This is a genomic window from Microbacterium sp. lyk4-40-TSB-66 (genome assembly GCF_030209475.1).
Taxonomy (GTDB): Bacteria; Actinomycetota; Actinomycetes; order Actinomycetales; family Microbacteriaceae; genus Microbacterium.
Genome location: NZ_JARVRW010000003.1, coordinates 180,213 through 197,348 on the forward strand (window position 1 = coordinate 180,213; position 17,136 = coordinate 197,348).

At 71.2% G+C, this 17,136-nt stretch carries 14 protein-coding genes; 10 read left to right on the forward strand and 4 right to left on the reverse strand.

Annotation, left to right across the window (positions count from 1 at the left end; genetic code table 11):
- Window positions 1–48: 48 nt before the first annotated feature.
- From QRO03_RS05970 to pdxH, 4 genes are all read right to left on the reverse strand, one after another.
- Window positions 49–942, reverse strand: coding sequence for a DUF5996 family protein (locus QRO03_RS05970; protein WP_285136606.1), 894 nt, complete (start codon window positions 940–942; stop codon window positions 49–51).
- Entirely contained in the window at window positions 939–1,307 is a 369-nt protein-coding gene (locus QRO03_RS05975; protein ID WP_285136607.1) for a UBP-type zinc finger domain-containing protein, read from the reverse strand. The genes QRO03_RS05970 and QRO03_RS05975 overlap by 4 nt, the downstream gene beginning before the upstream one ends.
- Before the next feature lie 151 nt (window positions 1,308–1,458).
- Complete coding sequence (locus tag QRO03_RS05980; protein ID WP_285136608.1) at window positions 1,459–2,616, reverse strand: GTPase; 1,158 nt, start codon at window positions 2,614–2,616, stop codon at window positions 1,459–1,461.
- Window positions 2,617–2,911: 295 nt separating this feature from the next.
- A complete protein-coding gene (gene pdxH / locus QRO03_RS05985) occupies window positions 2,912–3,559 on the reverse strand; it encodes a pyridoxamine 5'-phosphate oxidase (RefSeq protein ID WP_285136609.1) in 648 nt (215 codons plus the stop codon).
- 161 nt (window positions 3,560–3,720) lie between these two features.
- Between pdxH and QRO03_RS05990 the strand changes: the two genes are divergently transcribed.
- From QRO03_RS05990 to QRO03_RS06035, 10 genes are all read left to right on the forward strand, one after another.
- Window positions 3,721–4,302, forward strand: coding sequence for a DinB family protein (locus QRO03_RS05990; protein WP_285136610.1), 582 nt, complete (start codon window positions 3,721–3,723; stop codon window positions 4,300–4,302).
- Between the two features lie 548 nt (window positions 4,303–4,850).
- Window positions 4,851–6,503, forward strand: coding sequence for a TIGR04028 family ABC transporter substrate-binding protein (locus tag QRO03_RS05995; RefSeq protein ID WP_285136611.1), 1,653 nt, complete (start codon window positions 4,851–4,853; stop codon window positions 6,501–6,503).
- 31 nt (window positions 6,504–6,534) lie between these two features.
- On the forward strand, window positions 6,535–7,611 hold the full coding sequence (locus tag QRO03_RS06000; protein WP_285136612.1) for an ABC transporter permease: 1,077 nt from the start codon (window positions 6,535–6,537) through the stop codon (window positions 7,609–7,611).
- Entirely contained in the window at window positions 7,608–8,447 is an 840-nt protein-coding gene (locus QRO03_RS06005) for an ABC transporter permease (protein ID WP_285136613.1), read from the forward strand. Before QRO03_RS06000 ends, QRO03_RS06005 begins: the two co-directional genes overlap by 4 nt.
- The gene (locus tag QRO03_RS06010) at window positions 8,444–10,129 is read left to right on the forward strand and encodes a dipeptide ABC transporter ATP-binding protein (protein ID WP_285136614.1); all 1,686 of its coding nucleotides are present in this window, start codon (window positions 8,444–8,446) and stop codon (window positions 10,127–10,129) included. The genes QRO03_RS06005 and QRO03_RS06010 overlap by 4 nt, the downstream gene beginning before the upstream one ends.
- Entirely contained in the window at window positions 10,126–11,196 is a 1,071-nt protein-coding gene (locus QRO03_RS06015) for a putative FMN-dependent luciferase-like monooxygenase (RefSeq protein ID WP_285136615.1), read from the forward strand. Before QRO03_RS06010 ends, QRO03_RS06015 begins: the two co-directional genes overlap by 4 nt.
- Window positions 11,193–11,849: a CMD domain protein gene (locus QRO03_RS06020; RefSeq protein WP_285136616.1), complete on the forward strand. Its 657-nt coding sequence runs from the start codon at window positions 11,193–11,195 to the stop codon at window positions 11,847–11,849. The genes QRO03_RS06015 and QRO03_RS06020 overlap by 4 nt, the downstream gene beginning before the upstream one ends.
- Before the next feature lies 1 nt (window position 11,850).
- Entirely contained in the window at window positions 11,851–12,474 is a 624-nt protein-coding gene (locus QRO03_RS06025; protein ID WP_285136617.1) for an alkylhydroperoxidase domain protein, read from the forward strand.
- Window positions 12,471–13,118 (forward strand): VOC family protein, encoded by a 648-nt coding sequence (locus QRO03_RS06030; protein ID WP_285136618.1) that lies wholly within the window; start codon window positions 12,471–12,473, stop codon window positions 13,116–13,118. Before QRO03_RS06025 ends, QRO03_RS06030 begins: the two co-directional genes overlap by 4 nt.
- 173 nt (window positions 13,119–13,291) lie before the next feature.
- Entirely contained in the window at window positions 13,292–17,044 is a 3,753-nt protein-coding gene (locus QRO03_RS06035) for a GH32 C-terminal domain-containing protein (protein WP_502883007.1), read from the forward strand.
- Window positions 17,045–17,136: the final 92 nt, after the last annotated feature.

Consider the following 17,136-nt stretch of genomic DNA (forward strand, 5'->3'; position numbering starts at 1 on the left):
CGTTTCACGCCGCGCCGGTGGGGAGGGTCGCTTTCACTCGACGGCGACTCACCCCACCTCGCGCCCCCGCGGCCACTCGCCGAGTTCCGCCGCCGCCCGCGCCGTAGCGCGGAGGAACTCTCGCACGAGCCCGTCGGGGTCGTCAGCCGTGCGCACCCGCTCGGCGGGCAGCAAGAACTCACCCAGCTCAGCGCTGAAGAACGCGCCTTCGGGCACCGCGGCATCCGCGAAGCCCTCGGGAACGGGGTAGCCGTACGAGTAGAACGCGCCCTCGTCGCCCCCGCCAGGCCAGAACCCGGCGCTGCTCAGCTCGTCGGAGTAGCCCTCGCGCATGACGTCGTCAGGGCAGTGCGGCGCTCCCCCGGGGTGGAGGGGGGCCGGGCGACCCGAGAACCGCGTGACGGCCAGGTCGAGGGCACCCCAGAAGAAATGCACGGGGCTGCTCTTGCCGCGGAACTCGGCGCGGAACGCCTCGAGCTGCCGCTGTGCATAGATCAACTGCTGCCAGAAGGCATGAGCGTGCTCGGGCACGTACGTCGCGTGGGCGGTGTCGATCGCGAAGGGGATCGCGACCTCCACCTCGTTCGGTGAGGCGTGGATCTCGACCCGGGCACCCAGGTCACGGAGCGTCTCCGACACCTCTCCGAAGAAGTCGGCGACCGACATCCCTGCCAACGGCATCGTCCTCTCGCGGCCGTCGCTGCAGCGGGTGACGAACCGGTGCCCGACGAAATCGAACTCCAGGTCGAGCAGACCGCTCTCGCTCGAGAACGCGCCGGTGGTGAGTCCCCGGGCTGAGAGGCGCGAGGTGACGTGCCACCAGTGGTTGACCGGGGGCGATGAGACCATGCGGATCTTGCCGACGATCTGCAACCACATGTGCAGCGTCTCGCGGGTGTCCTGCCAGTCGGAGACCGCGAGACGCGGGAACGGTTCGCTCATCCTTCATCACCCGGGGCGGTTGCGAGCCGCTCCTCCCAATCCGCCGGCAGCCGCTCGGCGGGTCCCGGCACGCTTTGATCGGCGGGATGGGTCGTCGGGGGCGCAAGCGGCGGGCCGTGCACCTCGGTCGAAGACTCGTAGTCCCACCACCACGCCTCGCCCGGTTCGAAGCTCTGGATGTAGCGGTGGCCGGTCGCACGGAAGTGCGCGGTGGCGTGACGGTTCAACGACGAGTCGCAGCACCCGACATGTCCGCACGCGGCGCACCGTCGGAGGTGCACCCACCAGCTGCCCGTGGCGTCGCACTCCTGGCATCCGGTGCCGCTCGGTTCGGCGGTGCGGTCGATCTGCTCCGCGGTCGTCATGAAACGGCGGCGTCCGCGGAGGCGTCGTGCACGAAAACGACGGTGGGTGAATCGGACATCGGATGCCGCTCCTCTCGCCCGCGACGGGGCCGCCGCAGATGGTGCCCAGGCTAGACACGCCGAGTAGGGGCGGCAAGAGCATCCGGCGGGACTACCTCTTGCCGACGCGCCGCTCGATCAGCTTCCGTGCGACGTCCGCGAAGCTCGGCGCGTACTTCGCCCACTCCTGATCGAGCTTGCGCACGTCGATCTTGCCGGTGTGCAGGAGTTCGCAGATCTTCATCCAGCTCTCCCCCGTCGCCGCGGTCAGGGCACCCGCCACCGCGGCGTTGACCACGATGCCGGCGCCCGGGATGAGCTTCAGGAAGCTGGTCGCGAGCGCCCGTCCCGCGACCTGCACGCCGAACTGGGCGAGGGCTCCCGCCGACAGCATCGTCTTGACCTCGAGGTCGTAGATGGCGGCGATGCGCCCCATCATCGTGAGTTGGATCGGCGCAAGAGTGAAAGCATCCGAGACAGGAAGCGGAACGGTCGCCGCTCCCGCGGCTGCCGCGGCCGCCGCCGCGATGATCGGGCGAGCCATCTCGCGCTTCCACGGGAGGTTGAGGCGCTGTGCGATGCGAAAGGCATCCTTGTCGCGCTCGGGAGCGAGGGCGAGCGTCTCGGTGACAAGGTCACCGAGGCCGTGCCCCTTCCCCTTCCCGTGCCGGTCCCGCGTGGAGGTGAGGATGACGCGCCGGTAGGGCACGCGCAGGCGCTCGCCGGTCGCGGCGTCCACCGGGTCATTGAGCCAGTCGACGAAGGCCTGCAGGTCCTTGGCGACACCCTGATTCCCGGTGAGGGGGTTCTTGATCCAATCGACCTTCGTGAGCACGAGGATGACGGGCAGACCGCGCGCGTCGAGCTCGCGGATCATGGCGATGTCGGCGGGAGTGAGTCGGTCGTCGTTGGCCTGCACGCAGTACCAGACGACGGAGATCTGGTGATCGCCGGAGTGCGCCGCGATCGCGTTCAGGTGATCGCGCAACTGCTGGTCGGGAGGAACGGGCGACCCGATCTCGAAGCCCTCGACGTCCCAGATGCCGAGCGAGTCGTCGCTGTAGAACTGCACGCCCCGCGTGACGGGCAGGCCACGGCCCACCTTCGCCCAGTCACGGCCGAAGACCGCATTCACGAGCGACGACTTGCCGACGCCGGAACTCCCGACGATGGCGAGATTGAACCGCCCGTAGCGCGACCTCGCTTCCGAGGTGGCGTCGACGAAGGGCTTGTCGTCGAGCTGCGGCTTGTCTGCGTTCTTCTTCGCCATGGTCTCGCCTCACCCTCTGATTGCACGGAGATCGCGCGTGGTCCCGTCGGAACGCGGATGCCACGAATCTACGGCCCGGACACCTCGACCCCGTGTCCCCTTGCGCGTAGGGGGTCGCGACCGGAGGAGATCCAGCGACGGGAGGACTTTTCCCGCGCCTCGCGTCCTCCGCTCGCGGATTCTCCTCCGCTGCGGGGAGGAACGGCCCCCGCTACGGCTCACGGATTCCCCTCCGCTGGGCGCGGAAGAGCGGCCCCCGCCGCGGCTCATCGACTCCGCCCGGGGCGGAACCCGGTCACGGCTGCCGCCGCACCGCCGCCCACTCCGCCGCCGGGTCGTCGCGGGCGAACACGATGCGGTCGTGCAGCCGCGACGGGCGGCCCTGCCAGAATTCGATCTCGCGCGCCTCCACCCGATACCCGCCCCAGTGCGGCGGGCGCGGCACGGGCTCGTCGTCGGCGAACCGGGCGCCGACCTCGGCCATCTGCTCCTCGAGAGCGGTTCGGGATGCCACCGGCTCCGACTGGTGGCTCGCCCACGCCGACAGCTGCGAACCGCGCGGGCGCGAGGCGAAGTACGCGTCGTCGCGCTCCGCCGGCAGGGGCGTGGCCGTGCCGAGCACGATGACCTGGCGTTGCAGCGCGTACCAGGGGAAGAGGATCGACACCGACGGGTTCGCCGCGAGCGCGTGGCCCTTCCGCGACAGCCGGTTGGTGAAGAACCACAACGCTCCGTCGTCGTCGACTCCGCGCAGCAGCACCGTGCGCGAGGTCGGTCGGGCTTCGGCATCCACCGTCGACACGACCATCGCGTTCGGCTCCGGCAGGTCGGCCGCGTCGTCGAGCCAGCGCCGCAGAAGAGCGAGGGGGGATGCCGTGAGCGCACCGTCGTCGAGCTCGTCGAGCGTGTAATCGAGGCGGTGGGTGAGGGGGTTCTCGGTCATCGCGGTCCTCCGGTCGGTCGCGGGCGGCACCATCGTATGGCGGTGCGTCCCCCGCCGGTCCGTGCTTGCGGCCGATCGAGGCATCGGCCTCCTGCACGACGAAACAGGGGCCGCCAGCGGGGGTCTAGCCGGTGTCGGTGGCCCGGAGTACCGTCGTCGCCATGACGCCCGCCGAACTGTTCCTCCGCTCCGACGCCGCGTTGCGCGACGTCATCGACCGCCTCGATCCCGCTGACTTCTCGGCCCCGGTGCCGAAGGAATGGAGCCAGCTCGAATCACCCACCCTGCTCGACATCATCGGGCGGCACGCCTACGACGAAGCGTGGATTCCCGACGTGATCGCGGGTCGCTCGGCGGCCGACGGCGACCCGTTCGCCGAGGGCGACCTTCTGAGCGGCGACGATCCCATCGCCGCATACGACGCGCTCAACGACAACGCGACGGCCGCGGTGAACCGGGGTGACGTCGCCGACACCTTCCGCTTCACCTATGGCGACTATCCGGCGGCCGAGGGCTTCGCGCACCTCGCGACCTATCGCGCGTTCCAGGCGTGGTCGATCGCGAAGCACTTCGGCGTCCCGTTCCACCTGTCCCCCGAGCTGGTCGACGGGTTCAACGAGCACGTCGTGCCGCACGCCGATGAGTGGCGCCAGTGGGGCGTGTTCCCCCCGGCGATCGACCCGCCGGCGGACGCCGATGACGAGACGCGGCTGCTCTGCACGCTGGGGTTCTGGATGCCGTAGGGCCGGGCGGTATCGGCGGGCAGACCCCGCGCGAGGCGGCGCGCGCCCCGGAAGCGGCGGGCACTGCCACTTGGCGCACCTCGCAGTCGGCGCGCCCGCCACTCGGCGTGCCCCGCAGTCGGCGTGCCCCGCAGTCGGCGCGCCCGCCACTCGACGTGCCCCGCAGTCGGCGCGCCCAGCAGTCGGCGTACCCGGCAGTCGGCGCGCCCCGCAGTCAACGCGCCGCCGGGAACGACGGGCGCCGTCCCGCGGTGGGTTCGCGCGCCGAACGGGGCTCGACGCTAGAGCACGGACGAGCCCGATGAGCGGCCGACCGTCACACGGCGTCGTACCGGGTAACAGAGGGTCAACCGGCGTCACGCGGCGCGTCACAATCGGGGCGAAGAACGGTCGAAAACATGCCCTTGATCTGGGATAAATCACACCAGAACGAGGGGCGCGCCGGTGATGACGAACCGTGACCGCGGAGTCGAGACGGGGCCCGCCCACGTGGTGGGGTGGGGCATCTCGTCTCGCACGCCGCGCTGCGGCGCACCTCTGGAGTTCACATGTCACGACTCACCCGCTCGGCCGTCGCCTCGGTCTCGGCACTCGCCGTGGTCGCCCTTCTCGCCGGCTGCTCGACCGCCGCGACCTCGTCGGGCCCCGACGCCGACGCCGAACCCGTCAGCGGCGGCACCCTGACCTACCTGGAACCGCAGACCTGGACGACGCTCTACCCGCCGTCCGCGGGCTTCTACCCCAACGGCGGAATCGTCAACAACATCACCGACCGGCTGCTGTACCAGAACCCCGAGACCCTCGAGCTCGAGCCGTGGATCGCCACCGACTACACGGTCAACGCCGACGCCACCGAGTACACGTTCGACCTGCGCACCGACGTCACCTACTCCGACGGCACACCGCTCACCGCCGCGAACGTCGTGAAGAACATCGACCTCTACGGCGCGGGCGACAAGGACCGCGCGCTCCCGATCTCGGAGGCGATCAACAACTACGACCGTGGCGAGGTCGTCGACGACGACACCGTCGTCTTCCGCTTCACCGCGCCCTCGCCCGGATTCGCGCAGGCGGTGTCGACCATCAACTCCGGCCTGCTCTCCGACGCGACCCTCGACCGCACGAGCGAGCAGTTCGGCCCCGGCAACGCGACGGAGATCATCGGCAGCGGCCCGTTCGTCGTCTCCGACGAGCAGATCAGCACGCAGACCAGCGTCACCGCGCGCGCCGACTACGACTGGGCTCCCCCCTCCCTCACGCACCAGGGCGCCGCCTACCTGGCGGGCATCGACTACATCGTCGCCGCCGAGAACAGCGTGCGCGTCGGCACGGTCGTCGCCGGTCAAGCCGACATCGCCCGCAACATCCCCGCGCCCGATGAGGCGCAGTTCGCCGGCGGCTCCCTCTCGCTGCACGCGGCGGCCACGAACGGCGTCAACAACGGCCTGAGCTTCCGCTTCCGGGAGCCGCGACTGGCCGACGTGCGCGTGCGGCAGGCGCTCATCGCCGGCATCGACCGGCAGAAGATCGTCGACACCCTGTTCACCACCAACTACCCGCTGGCGACCGGTGCGCTGGCGAAGACCGCCCTCGGCTACGTCGACACGTCGTCGTCCTACGCCTACGACCCCGACCGGGCAGCAGCTCTCCTCGACGAGGCGGGCTGGACGAAGGGGGCCGACGGCATCCGCCAGAAGGACGGCGAGAAGCTCACCCTCTCGTTCAACGAGGCGCTCCCGCAGCCGCGCTCGAAGGAGGTCGTGACCCTGATCCAGGAGCAGCTCGGCAAGCTCGGCATCCAGGTGTCGCTGTTCGCGGGCGACATGGCCGCGCAGACCAAGGCGTCCACCGATCAGAGCACGATCCAGGTGTACCACTCGATGGTGGGGCGCGCGGACTTCGACGTGCTGAAGTCGCAGTACTTCTCCAAGAACCGCAACACGCTGCTGAACCTGAACCCGGCCGACGGTTCGATCGGCGACCCGCAGCTCGACACGCTGCTCGCCGCGATCGCGTCGGAGCCCACCACGGCCGAGCGTCAGGCGGCATCCGAGGCGGCACAGCGCTACCTCGCTGAGAACGCCTACATCCTGCCGATCTTCGAGGAGCCGCAGGTCTTCGGCCTCACCGCGAAGGTGCAGGGTTTCGACACCGAATCGGTCGGCCGCCCGTCGTTCTACTCGACCTGGCTCGCCGCCTGAGACCCGCGGAACCCCGGTACACGGAGAAACCATGTCGTACGTCCTTCGTCGTGTGGGTCAGGCGGTCCTCGTCCTGGTCCTGGCCTACACGGCGGCCTATCTGCTGCTGGCCGCCCTGCCGGGCGACGCCGTGCTCGCCCGCTACGGCAGTCCCGAGCTCGGTCTGACGCCCGACCAGATCGAGGCGATCCGGCGGTCGTTGGGCGCTGACCAGCCCCTGATCGTGCAGTACGTGCGCTCGATCGCCGGTTTCCTCACCGGTGACTTCGGCTACTCGGTCGCCAGCGGTGCGGCCGTGTCCGACCTCATCGTCACCGCGCTGCCGCCGACGCTGACGCTCGCCGTCCTCGGACTCGCCCTGGCGGTCGTCCTCGCGGTGACGATCGCGTTCACCGCGACGTACGGCGGCGGCGGCTGGCTGCGGCGCGCATTCCGCGGCATCCCTCCGCTGCTGGTGTCGCTGCCGGTCTTCTGGATCGGGATCATCCTGATCCAGGTCTTCTCGTTCCGTCTGGGGCTCGTGCCGGTGATCGGCGCGAACCCGGCGCAGGCACTGATCCTGCCGGTGATCACGCTGGCGATCCCGATCGCCGCCCCGCTGGCGCAGGTGCTCATGCGCTCGATCGACGAGGTGCGCGAGCAGCCGTTCGTGACGGTCGTGCGGGCGCGCGGCGCGAGCACGTCGTGGTTGCTGTGGCGCAACGTCGCCCGCAACGCCCTGCTCCCCACCCTCACGATGGCGGGCCTGCTGTTCGGCGAGCTGGTCGGCGGCGCGGTGGTCACCGAGACCGTGTTCGCCCGCGCCGGCATCGGCCAGCTGACGGCGCAGGCCGTCGCCGACCGCGACACCCCGGTGCTGCTGGCGGTGGTCGTGATCTCGACCGTCGCTTTCGTGGTGATCAACCTGGCCGTCGACCTGCTCTATCCCGTGCTCGACGCGCGGCTGCGCACAGCGGCATCCAGCCGGGGTCGGACGCCCGCGGGCGAGACGCCCTCGGGGGGAACGCGAGCGAGCGGGACGGATGCCGCGGAGCGGGCCGTCGACGACCTCGTGGATGCCGAGGTGGGCGGTTCCGTCCGCGACCTGTCCCGAGGAGGGACCCGATGACCGCTCTCACCCTCGACCGCCGCCTCGGCGAGCGACAGCGCGCACGGGCCCGCGCCGGGTTCGTCGTCCCGGCCCTGATCGTCGGGGTCGTGCTGCTGTGGGCGCTGCTCCCGGCCCTCTTCACCGGCCAGAGCCCCACCGAGACCGTGGCTCCCGCGCTGCAGCCGCCGAGCGTCGAGCACTGGTTCGGCACCGACGCGACCGGCCGCGACCTCTACGCGCGCGTCGTCTACGGCGCATCGCAGTCGATCATCGGGGCGCTCATCGCGGTGCTCGTCGGCCTGGTGGTCGGCACGGCCGTGGGTCTGGCCGCGGGGGCCTTGCGCGGCGCGGTCGATGAGACGCTGATGCGCGTCGTCGACGTGCTGCTCGCGATCCCCGCGCTGCTGCTCTCGCTCGGCGTCGTCATCCTGCTCGGGTTCGGCACCACCAGTGCCGCGATCGCGGTCGGTGTCACCTCGATCGCCGTCTTCGCCCGGCTGGCCCGCTCGCGGGTGGTGAGCGTGCGCGTCACCGACTTCGTCGAGGCGGCGTACGGGTCGGGCGGCACCTTCTTCGGGGTGCTGTGGCGGCACATCCTGCCCAACTCGCTGACGCCGGTGATCGCCCTCGCCGCGCTGCAGTTCGGCTCTGCGATCCTGCAGATCTCGACCCTCGGCTTCCTCGGGTACGGGGCGCCGCCGCCGACCCCCGAGTGGGGTCTGCTCATCGCCGAGGGCCGCAACTACGTCGCCACCGCGTGGTGGCTCACGGTGCTGCCCGGCCTCGTCGTCGTGCTCGTCGTGCTGTCGACCAACCGTCTGAGCCAAGCCCTTCGAGGAGGGGATGCCGCATGAGCACCCACCCGCTGCTGTCGATCCGCGACCTCGCGGTGCGCTACCGCACCCGTCGCGGCGAGGTCGAGGCCGTCCGCGGTGTCTCGTTCGACGTCGAGGCGGGTTCGGTGACCGCCCTCGTCGGCGAGTCGGGGTCGGGGAAGAGCACGGTCGCGCAAGCGGCGATCGGGCTGCTCGCCGCCAACGGCCACGTCTCGGGCGGTGGCATCCGGCTCTCCGAGCGCACCGACGGCCCGACGGAACTCGTCGGCCTGTCCGAGCGACGCTGGCGCCGTCTGCGCGGTCGCTGCATCGCGTTCATCCCGCAAGACCCGGGCAATTCGTTGAACCCCGTCGCGACGATCGGGTGGAGCGTGGGCGAAGCGCTCCGCATCCACGGCTGGACCGACCGCGCGAAGATCCGCGCGCGGGTGCTCGATCTGCTCGAGCGCGTGGGCATCGACGATCCCGAGGCCCGGGCGAAGCAGTACCCGCACGAGCTGTCGGGCGGCATGCGCCAGCGCGTCCTGATCGCCGCAGCCCTCGCCCTGCGTCCCGAGCTGATCATCGCCGACGAGCCCACGAGCGCGCTCGACGTGACGGTGCAGCGCACGGTGCTCGATCTGCTCGATGAGATCCGTACCGAGACGGGCACCGGCATCCTGTTCATCACGCACGACCTGGCCGTCGCGGCCGACCGCTCCGATGCCGTCGTGGTGATGCGGCGTGGCGTGGTCGAAGAGGCGGGGCCGACCGCCGAGGTGCTCGCGGCCCCGTCCTCGGCGTACACGAGGACCCTCCTCGCCGACGCGCCGTCGCTCGCCCGCGTCGTCGAGCGTGCTGCTCCGGATGCCACGACCCTCGCCGCCCCGCCCCTGGTGACGGTCGCGGGACTCACGCAGGAGTTCCGCCGACCCGGTCGCTCCCCCCTCGTCGCCGTCGACGACGTCTCGTTCACCGTGGCGCGCGGCACGACGCACGCCCTCGTCGGGGAGTCGGGGTCGGGCAAGACGACGACGGGGCGCTCGATCGCGGGATTGCACCGCCCGACCGCCGGGCTCATCCGGGTGGCGGGCACCGAGGTCACGGGGCTCGCGGGCGGGCGTGCCCGCCGGGCCTTCCACCGCAGCACGCAGCTGGTGTACCAGAACCCCTACGCCTCGCTCGATCCGCGGCAGAGCATCGCCGAGATCCTCACCGAACCACTCCGCAACTTCGGCATCGGCTCCCGCGCCGAGCGCGCCGGGCGGGCCGCGCACCACCTGGAACTCGTCGCCCTCGACCCCGATATCGCCGCGCGGCGTCCGCGTGAACTCTCCGGCGGCCAGCGGCAGCGCGTCGCGATCGCGCGGGCGTTGATCGTCGAGCCCGAGCTCGTGGTGCTCGATGAGGCGGTGTCGGCCCTCGATGTCACGGTGCAGGCGCAGATCCTCCGTCTGCTGGCCCGGCTGCAGGCCGACCTGGGCCTGACCTACGTGTTCATCTCGCACGATCTCGCCGTGGTCCGCCAGATCGCCGACACCGTCTCGGTGCTGCAGCGGGGACGCCAGGTCGAGCACGGGCCCGCCGCCCGCGTCTTCGACGATCCGCAGCACGACTACACGCGGCAGTTGCTCGCGGCGATCCCGGGTGCGTCGCTGCGGGGGCATCTCTCGACGACCGCACCGGAAACCCGACCCCACCCCGAGGAGGTGCTCCGATGAGCGGCCCACGCCTCGGATTCTTCAGCCGCGTACTCGAGAACGCGTCGGCGGCCGACCGCTACCGCTTCGCGATCGAGCAGATCGCGCACGCCGAGAGCCGCGGCTTCGCGTCGGCCTGGCTCGCCCAGCACCACTTCGGCGAGAACGAGGGTGGACTGCCGTCTCCGTTCGTCCTGCTGGCCGCCGCGGCGGAGCGCACGAGCCGGATCGCGCTGGCGACCGGGGTGGTCACCCTCCCCCTCGACGATCCGCTCCGCGTCGCGGAAGACGCCGCGGTGCTCGACCAGATCAGCGGGGGCCGCGTGCAGCTGGGCCTCGCCACCGGTGGCACTCCGGCGTCGTTCGCCGCGTTCGGGCGCGAGTCCGATCGCCGGCGCGAGATCTTCGCCGACCACTTCGACGTGCTCCTCGACGCCCTCGAGGGGCGCGGCATCCGGGACTCGGCCTCAGAGCTGTACCCGGGCGGCGGCGACCTGTCGGCGCGCATCTGGCAGGCGACCTTCTCGGTCGACGGCGGCCGCCGGGCGGGCGCTCGCGGCGACGGACTGCTGCTCTCGCGCACGCAGCCGCGCGACCCCGGGTCACCCGGCGCCCCGCTGCACGAGCTCCAGTTGCCGATCATCGCGGCCCATCGCGCGGCACTCCCGCACGGAGCGCCCGTCCGCGTGCTCGCTTCGCGCACCGCGCTGGTCGTCGACCCCGAGAACCGCACCCGCGCGTTGGAGCTGGCCGCCGACGGACTCCGTCATCTCGCGCGCACGGTGCTCGGCATCGACACCGACGGGGTCGGGCTCGACGAGCTCGTGCGCCTCACCGACACCCACGTCGGCACCGTCGACGAGGTCGTCGCCTCGCTCTCGACCGACGAGACGCTCGCCGAGGTCAGCGACGTGTCGTTCCAGGTGCACTCCATCGCCGCGCCCCACGAGCTGACCCTGCGCTCGATCGAACTCCTCGCCGACGCCGTCGCGCCCCGGCTGGGCTTCGACGTCGGACCGGATGCCGCGGACGCCCTCCGCCACGCCCACCACCCCCTCGCCACCACCACCGTGGAAGGACTCGCATGAGCACGCCCACCGCCGACATCATCGACCTGCTCGCCGGCATCCGGCCGGGCGACGGCCTCGACGCCGTCCGCTCCCGACGCCCCCAGGCGCGCGAGAACGCCCAGCGCAGCTTCGAGGCACTCCTCGAACCGGCCGCCCCCGGCGGTTTCCCGCTCGCCGAGCGATACGCCGTCGCCCTGTTCGTCTCGCGCCTGCACGGCTTCGACACCGCGACGGCGTTCTACCGCGACCTCCTCGGCGACGAAGCGGCCGAGCTCGTCCCCGGCGTGACCGAGGCCGCGGCCGCATCCGCCGCCGCCGGTCCGTTCGGGCGGTACCGCGAGCCGGACCTCGCCTCCGAGTCGACCGACGGCCCGCGTGGGGTTCCCGCGTCCCGCGGCACGGCAGGCCTCGGCATCCGTCTCTCCGCCGCCCTCGCACACGCGCACCTGCTGGTGGTGCGCCCGCGCGAAGCGCGTCCCGAGGATCTCGGAAGACTCGTGGATGCCGGATGGGACGCGGATGCCATCGTCTCGCTGTCGCAGCTCGTCGCCTTCCTGACGTTCCAGCTGCGCCTCGCGTGGGGATTGCGCATGCTCGCCGCGGCATCCGTCCCCGTCGGCGCGAACGCCTCGCATTCCCTCGCCCACGCCTCCACCACCGAAGGGGTCTGAGATGACCGACACCGTCACCGAATACCCCGACCTCGCCCGTCCGCGAGCGTTCACGCAGCGCGGGCTCGGATGGGTGCCGTGGCTGCTGCCCGTCGCCGAGGAGGCGCTGACCGACGCGCAACGCGACGCGCTCATCGAGCCGGCCCGCGCGAAGATGCCCTACTTCCGCCTGCTCGCGCGCGACCCCGACGCGCTGCGCGCCCGGACGCTCACCGACCTCGACATCTTCTACAACGTCGACGGCGGCATCGGGCGGGCCGAGCGCGAACTCGCGGCGGCCGCCACCTCGCGCCGCAACGGCTGCGTCTTCTGCGCCTCGGTGCACGCGGCCTCCGCCACCCGCGAGTCCGGACGAGAAGACGACGTCCAGCGCCTGCTCGATGAGGGAGTGGATGCCGACCTCGGCGATGAGACATGGAACGCGGTGGTCGCGGCATCCGTCGCCCTCACCGACACCCCGCTGGCGTTCGACGAGGCCGACATCGCACGTCTGCGCGCGGCGGGCCTCGACGACGCCGAGATCGTCGACGTGATCGGCGGGGCCGCCTTCTTCAACTGGGCGAACCGGCTCATGCTGTCGCTCGGCGAACCCGAAGTCCCCGCCCGACAGCAAGGACACTCATGAGCATCCCCCGCCTTCTCGACCACGTCGTCATCGCCGGCCCCGACCTCGCCGCCCTCGTCGACTGGTTCGCCGACCGCACCGGTGTCATCGCGGCCCCGGGTGGCGCGCACCCGACCGGCACGGCGAACGCGCTCGTCGCCCTCACCGTCGACGGCTCGCGCGGTCCGCAGTACATCGAGCTGATCGGCCCCGACCCCGACCGCGCGCAGCCCGCGGTTCCGACCACGTTCGGCATCGACGCGCTCACGGCGCCGCGGGTGCAGGCGTACGCGGTGCACCCCGACGACATCGACGCGACCGTCGCCGCCGCCCGCGCGAACGGCTACGACCCCGGCGACGTCAGCGACCTGTCGCGGCGAACCCCCGACGGAACCCTGCTCGAGTGGCGCCTGACCCGCGGCGAGCACCAGCGACTCGACGTCCCGTTCCTCATCGACTGGGGGCGCACCGCGCAGCCCGGCCTCGGCGACATCCCGACGATCGAACTCGTCTCGTTCGTGCGCACCGAGCCCGATCCGGCGCCGCTGATCGGGATCCTCGACGCCCTGGGGGTGGGGGACCGTGTCGCCGAGGTCGTCGAGGGCGATGAGTCCGGCTTCCGCCTCGCGCTGCGGACGGCGAGCGGAGAGGTCGTCGAGCTGTAGGGGGGCGGACCGGGCGGCCTCGTAACGCCCCGGCAAAACCATTTCCATGGTTAACAATGGTTAATTTGGTTAACCGTTTGACGAGCCCATCCCACACCGCTTAGCGTCTGTGCGAAATGGACTGACATCGATGTCAGTCGCTGCCTGACGGCGGCACGCACAAAGGAGCGCGTGTGACTATTTGCCTGCCCGGAAACCGATTCCGAACACTCGCCGCAGCGACCACCGTCGCTCTGGCGGCGACCCTCGGCGCCACGGCGATCACGCCGGCCCACGCCGATCCACTGCCCGCGGCGTCGGCGCTCGCGGCATCCACCGCGGCCCCGCTGGACACCGCGGCATCCACGTCTGCCGCCTCCGCCGCCGCGGGGCCCGAGACCGCGGCATCCACCTCCCCCGCCCCGGCCGCCGCGGCGACCACCCTCGCGAACCCCGGCACCGCGGCATCCGCATCGCCCGCACCCGGCGCCGTGGGGCCCGAGACCGCGGCATCCACCTCCTCCGCCCCGGCCGCCGCGGCGACGCCCGGCTCCCCGGCCTCCGTCGCCCCGGCATCCGTCACCCCCGGCGACGAGCAGTACCGCCCCCTCGTGCACTTCTCGCCCGAGCGCAACTGGATGAACGACCCCAACGGCATGGTGTTCCACAAGGGCGTCTACCACCTGTATTTCCAGCACAACCCGCAGGGCGACCGCTGGGGCAACATGAGCTGGGGACACGCCACCAGCACCGACCTGCTGACCTGGACCGAGCAGCCGCTCGCCATTCCGCAGATGTTCGACGACCAGGGTCGGCCGATCGAGAGCATCTTCTCGGGCTCCGTCGTGGTCGACGAGAACAACACGTCGGGCTTCGGCGACGGCACGAACGCGCCGCTCGTCGCGATCTATACGAGCGCGTACGAGCCGGCCCACCCCACCCGTGCGGGGCTGCAGGCGCAGTCGCTCGCGTACAGCCTCGACGACGGCTACACGTGGACGAAGTTCGAGGGGAACCCCGTGCTCGACCGCAACTCGGCGAACTTCCGCGACCCGAAGGTGTTCTGGTACGACGGACCCGCAGGCGCGTACTGGGTCATGGCCGCGGTCGAGGCGCTCGACCACAAGGTCGTGCTCTACAAGAGCGCCGACCTGAAGAACTGGGACCACCTCTCCGACTTCGGCCCCGCGAACTCGACCGGCGGCATCTGGGAGTGCCCCGACCTGTTCGAGCTGCCCGTCGACGGCGACCCGACCAACACCAAGTGGGTCATGGTCGTCAACCTCAACCCGGGAGCGGTCGGCGGCGGCAGCGGCGGGCAGTACTTCGTGGGCGAGTTCGACGGCACGACGTTCACGAGCGAGAGCACCGAGGGCGCGCAGTCGACGCCCGCCGGTGACGTCTTCGCCGGTTTCGACGACGGCACGTTCGATGGGTGGACCCTCGGTAACGAACCCGGTAACTGGAAGGACGGCCCGTGGGGGCTCGCCCCGGCATCCGGTGCCCTCGACGGCCAGAGCCCGGTCACCGGGTTCATCGGCACGGGGCTCGTGAACGGTTTCCACGACGGCGACTGGCCCGTCGGCACGCTCGACTCGCCCACCTTCACCGTGACCGATCCGTACATCAACCTGCTCGTCGGCGGCGGAAACCATCCGCACGTCGACGGCTCGCAGCTCGCGAACGACCCGCCCGCGGGCCGGACGGTCTTCGACTTCGAGACCGCAGACGGCCAGACCCTCGCCGACACCGGCTGGCAGCTCACCGGCGACTTCGCCACCGACCCTGCGCGCAACCCCTCGACGGCCGGCGGCGACTACTACCTCGGCGCGAAGCGCATCAACACGTGGGAGGGCGGCCCGCGCGGCGACGACAACACCGGCGAGATGCTCTCGCCCGCCTTCACCCTCGACGGTCGCTACGTGTCGTTCCTCATCGGCGGCGGCACGCGCACCGACGGCACCCTGCAGGCCGAGCTGGTGGTCGACAGCGAGGTCGTCCGCTCGCAGACCGGACCCGAGGCCGGCGCCCTCAACTGGGTGTCGTGGGACACGGCGGAGTACGCCGGTCAGCAGGCGCAGATCCGTATCCGCGACGGGGCCACGGGCGGCTGGGGCCACCTCACCTTCGACCACGTCGTCGTCGGCGACACCCCCGCGCAGGTGCGCAGCGACGAGACGACCGTGAACCTCGTCGTCGACGGCAAGGTCGTCCGCACGGCCACCGGCGCGAACAGCGAGACCCTCGACTGGGCCAGCTGGAACGTCTCGGAATTCGAGGGCCGACAGGCCGGCATCCGGGTGATTGACAACTACCGCTCCGGGTGGGGTCACGTGCTGTTCGACCAGGTGATGTTCGCCGATCAGGCCGCTCCCACCCGTCTCGAGAGCTACGACTGGCTCGACTGGGGACGCGACTACTACGCGACGGTGACCTACTCCGGCACGCGCGACGCCAACACCCGGGTCATGCAGGGGTGGATGAACAACTGGGATTACGCCAACGACATCCCCACCTCCCCGTGGCGCAGCTCGATGGCCCTCCCCCGCGAGGTCGCCCTCACCGCGACCGCCGAGGGTCCGCGCCTCACCCAGAAGGTCGTCCCCCAGATCGAGGGACGAATGGATGCCGCCCACGCCCAGACCCGCACGAACGTGACGGTCGACGGCGAGACGGATCTGCGGCTGGCCGGCGACGTCGTCAAGGTCGACCTCACGCTGCGCCCCGGCGACGCGGAGCAGGCGGGCATCACCGTCTTCGGCGACGACACCTCCGGCACCCGCATCGGGTACGACAGCACCACGGGACGCGCGTTCATCGACCGCCGGAACTCGGGGAACGTGCGCTTCCACCCGTCGTTCGCGTCCGTCGAGGACGCTCCGGTGGCCCTCGTCGACGGCACCGTCACCCTCGAGGCGTACCTCGACCGCGCGTCGGTCGAGCTGTTCGCCGCGGGCGGGCGCACGACGATCACCGACCAGGTGTTCCCGAACGCCGGTGCCGACGACATCAGCGCCTGGTCCGAAGGAGGCACGGCGACGATCGAGCGCATCACCGTCACACCCCTCCTCCCGACGATGTGGCAGGCCGACGAAGCCCCGGGAGCACCCACGTCGGTGACCGCCACCGCGCAGACCGGAGGCGCCGCGGTCTCGTGGACCGCCCCCGCCACCGACGGCGGTTCGCCCGTCACCGAGTACCGCGTCTACCAGGAGGGGGTGGATGCCGCAGTCTCCACGACCACCTCGCTCACGGCATCCGTCACCGGCCTGAAACCCGGTACGACGGCGCGCTTCGCCGTCACCGCGGTCAATACCGTCGGTGAGTCGCCGAGGTCGGACTTGTCGGCGCCCGTGACCGTGCCCGACGGCGCGACCGCGAAGCCCGGCAAGGCGACGCTCTGGCATGACAACCTGTTCTCGACCGGCGAGTACACGGTGCGGATGACCCTGCTCAAGGGCCAGAACGCCACCACCTTCCGGCTCTACGAGAACGGCACGCTCATCGCCACCGTCCCGCTCGACTACCGCGGCACGTCCCCGCAGTCGGCGAAGGTCGCGGTGTCGGGCAAGAAGAACGGCACGTACGTCTACACCGGCGAGCTGGTCAACTCGCGGGGCGTGACGAAGACCTCGAGCACGACGGTCAAGGTCACTCGGGTGCTCCCCGCGACTCCCGTGCTGACCCACGACAATCGCGACGGCGACGGCTCCTTCACCTTGACCGCGACCCTGCGGTCAGGAACCAACGCCACCGGCTACCGCTTCCTCGAGGGCGACACGGTCATCGCCGAGGGGACGCTGACCCCGCGCACCCCGCTCCCGCAGGTTGCGCGCGCCGAGGTGACGGGAGCCAGCGTGGGGACGCACGCCTACCGGGTCGAGTTCTCGAACGCCTCCGGGACCACGGCGAGTAAGCCGGTGGCGGTGGTGGTGCGGAGGCAATAGCGCGGTGAGGGGGGCGGATGCCGGGTGCATGGCATCCGCTCCCCTTCTGCGTGCATGCGGGGTCGCCGCATCGCGCCCCACCGACCCGTCGT

Bases quoted from the DNA above. Each gene is read 5' to 3' on its own strand.
- pdxH (WP_285136609.1), bottom strand. From the start codon at position 3,559: ATGACCGAGAACCCCCTCACCCACCGCCTCGATTACACGCTCGACGAG.
- QRO03_RS06010 (WP_285136614.1), top strand. From the start codon at position 8,444: ATGAGCACCCACCCGCTGCTGTCGATCCGCGACCTCGCGGTGCGCTAC.
- QRO03_RS05990 (WP_285136610.1), top strand. From the start codon at position 3,721: ATGACGCCCGCCGAACTGTTCCTCCGCTCCGACGCCGCGTTGCGCGAC.
- QRO03_RS05975 (WP_285136607.1), bottom strand. From the start codon at position 1,307: ATGACGACCGCGGAGCAGATCGACCGCACCGCCGAACCGAGCGGCACC.
- QRO03_RS06020 (WP_285136616.1), top strand. From the start codon at position 11,193: ATGAGCACGCCCACCGCCGACATCATCGACCTGCTCGCCGGCATCCGG.
- QRO03_RS06030 (WP_285136618.1), top strand. From the start codon at position 12,471: ATGAGCATCCCCCGCCTTCTCGACCACGTCGTCATCGCCGGCCCCGAC.
- QRO03_RS06000 (WP_285136612.1), top strand. From the start codon at position 6,535: ATGTCGTACGTCCTTCGTCGTGTGGGTCAGGCGGTCCTCGTCCTGGTC.
- QRO03_RS05970 (WP_285136606.1), bottom strand. From the start codon at position 942: ATGAGCGAACCGTTCCCGCGTCTCGCGGTCTCCGACTGGCAGGACACC.
- QRO03_RS06005 (WP_285136613.1), top strand. From the start codon at position 7,608: ATGACCGCTCTCACCCTCGACCGCCGCCTCGGCGAGCGACAGCGCGCA.
- QRO03_RS06025 (WP_285136617.1), top strand. From the start codon at position 11,851: ATGACCGACACCGTCACCGAATACCCCGACCTCGCCCGTCCGCGAGCG.
- QRO03_RS05980 (WP_285136608.1), bottom strand. From the start codon at position 2,616: ATGGCGAAGAAGAACGCAGACAAGCCGCAGCTCGACGACAAGCCCTTC.
- QRO03_RS05995 (WP_285136611.1), top strand. From the start codon at position 4,851: ATGTCACGACTCACCCGCTCGGCCGTCGCCTCGGTCTCGGCACTCGCC.
- QRO03_RS06015 (WP_285136615.1), top strand. From the start codon at position 10,126: ATGAGCGGCCCACGCCTCGGATTCTTCAGCCGCGTACTCGAGAACGCG.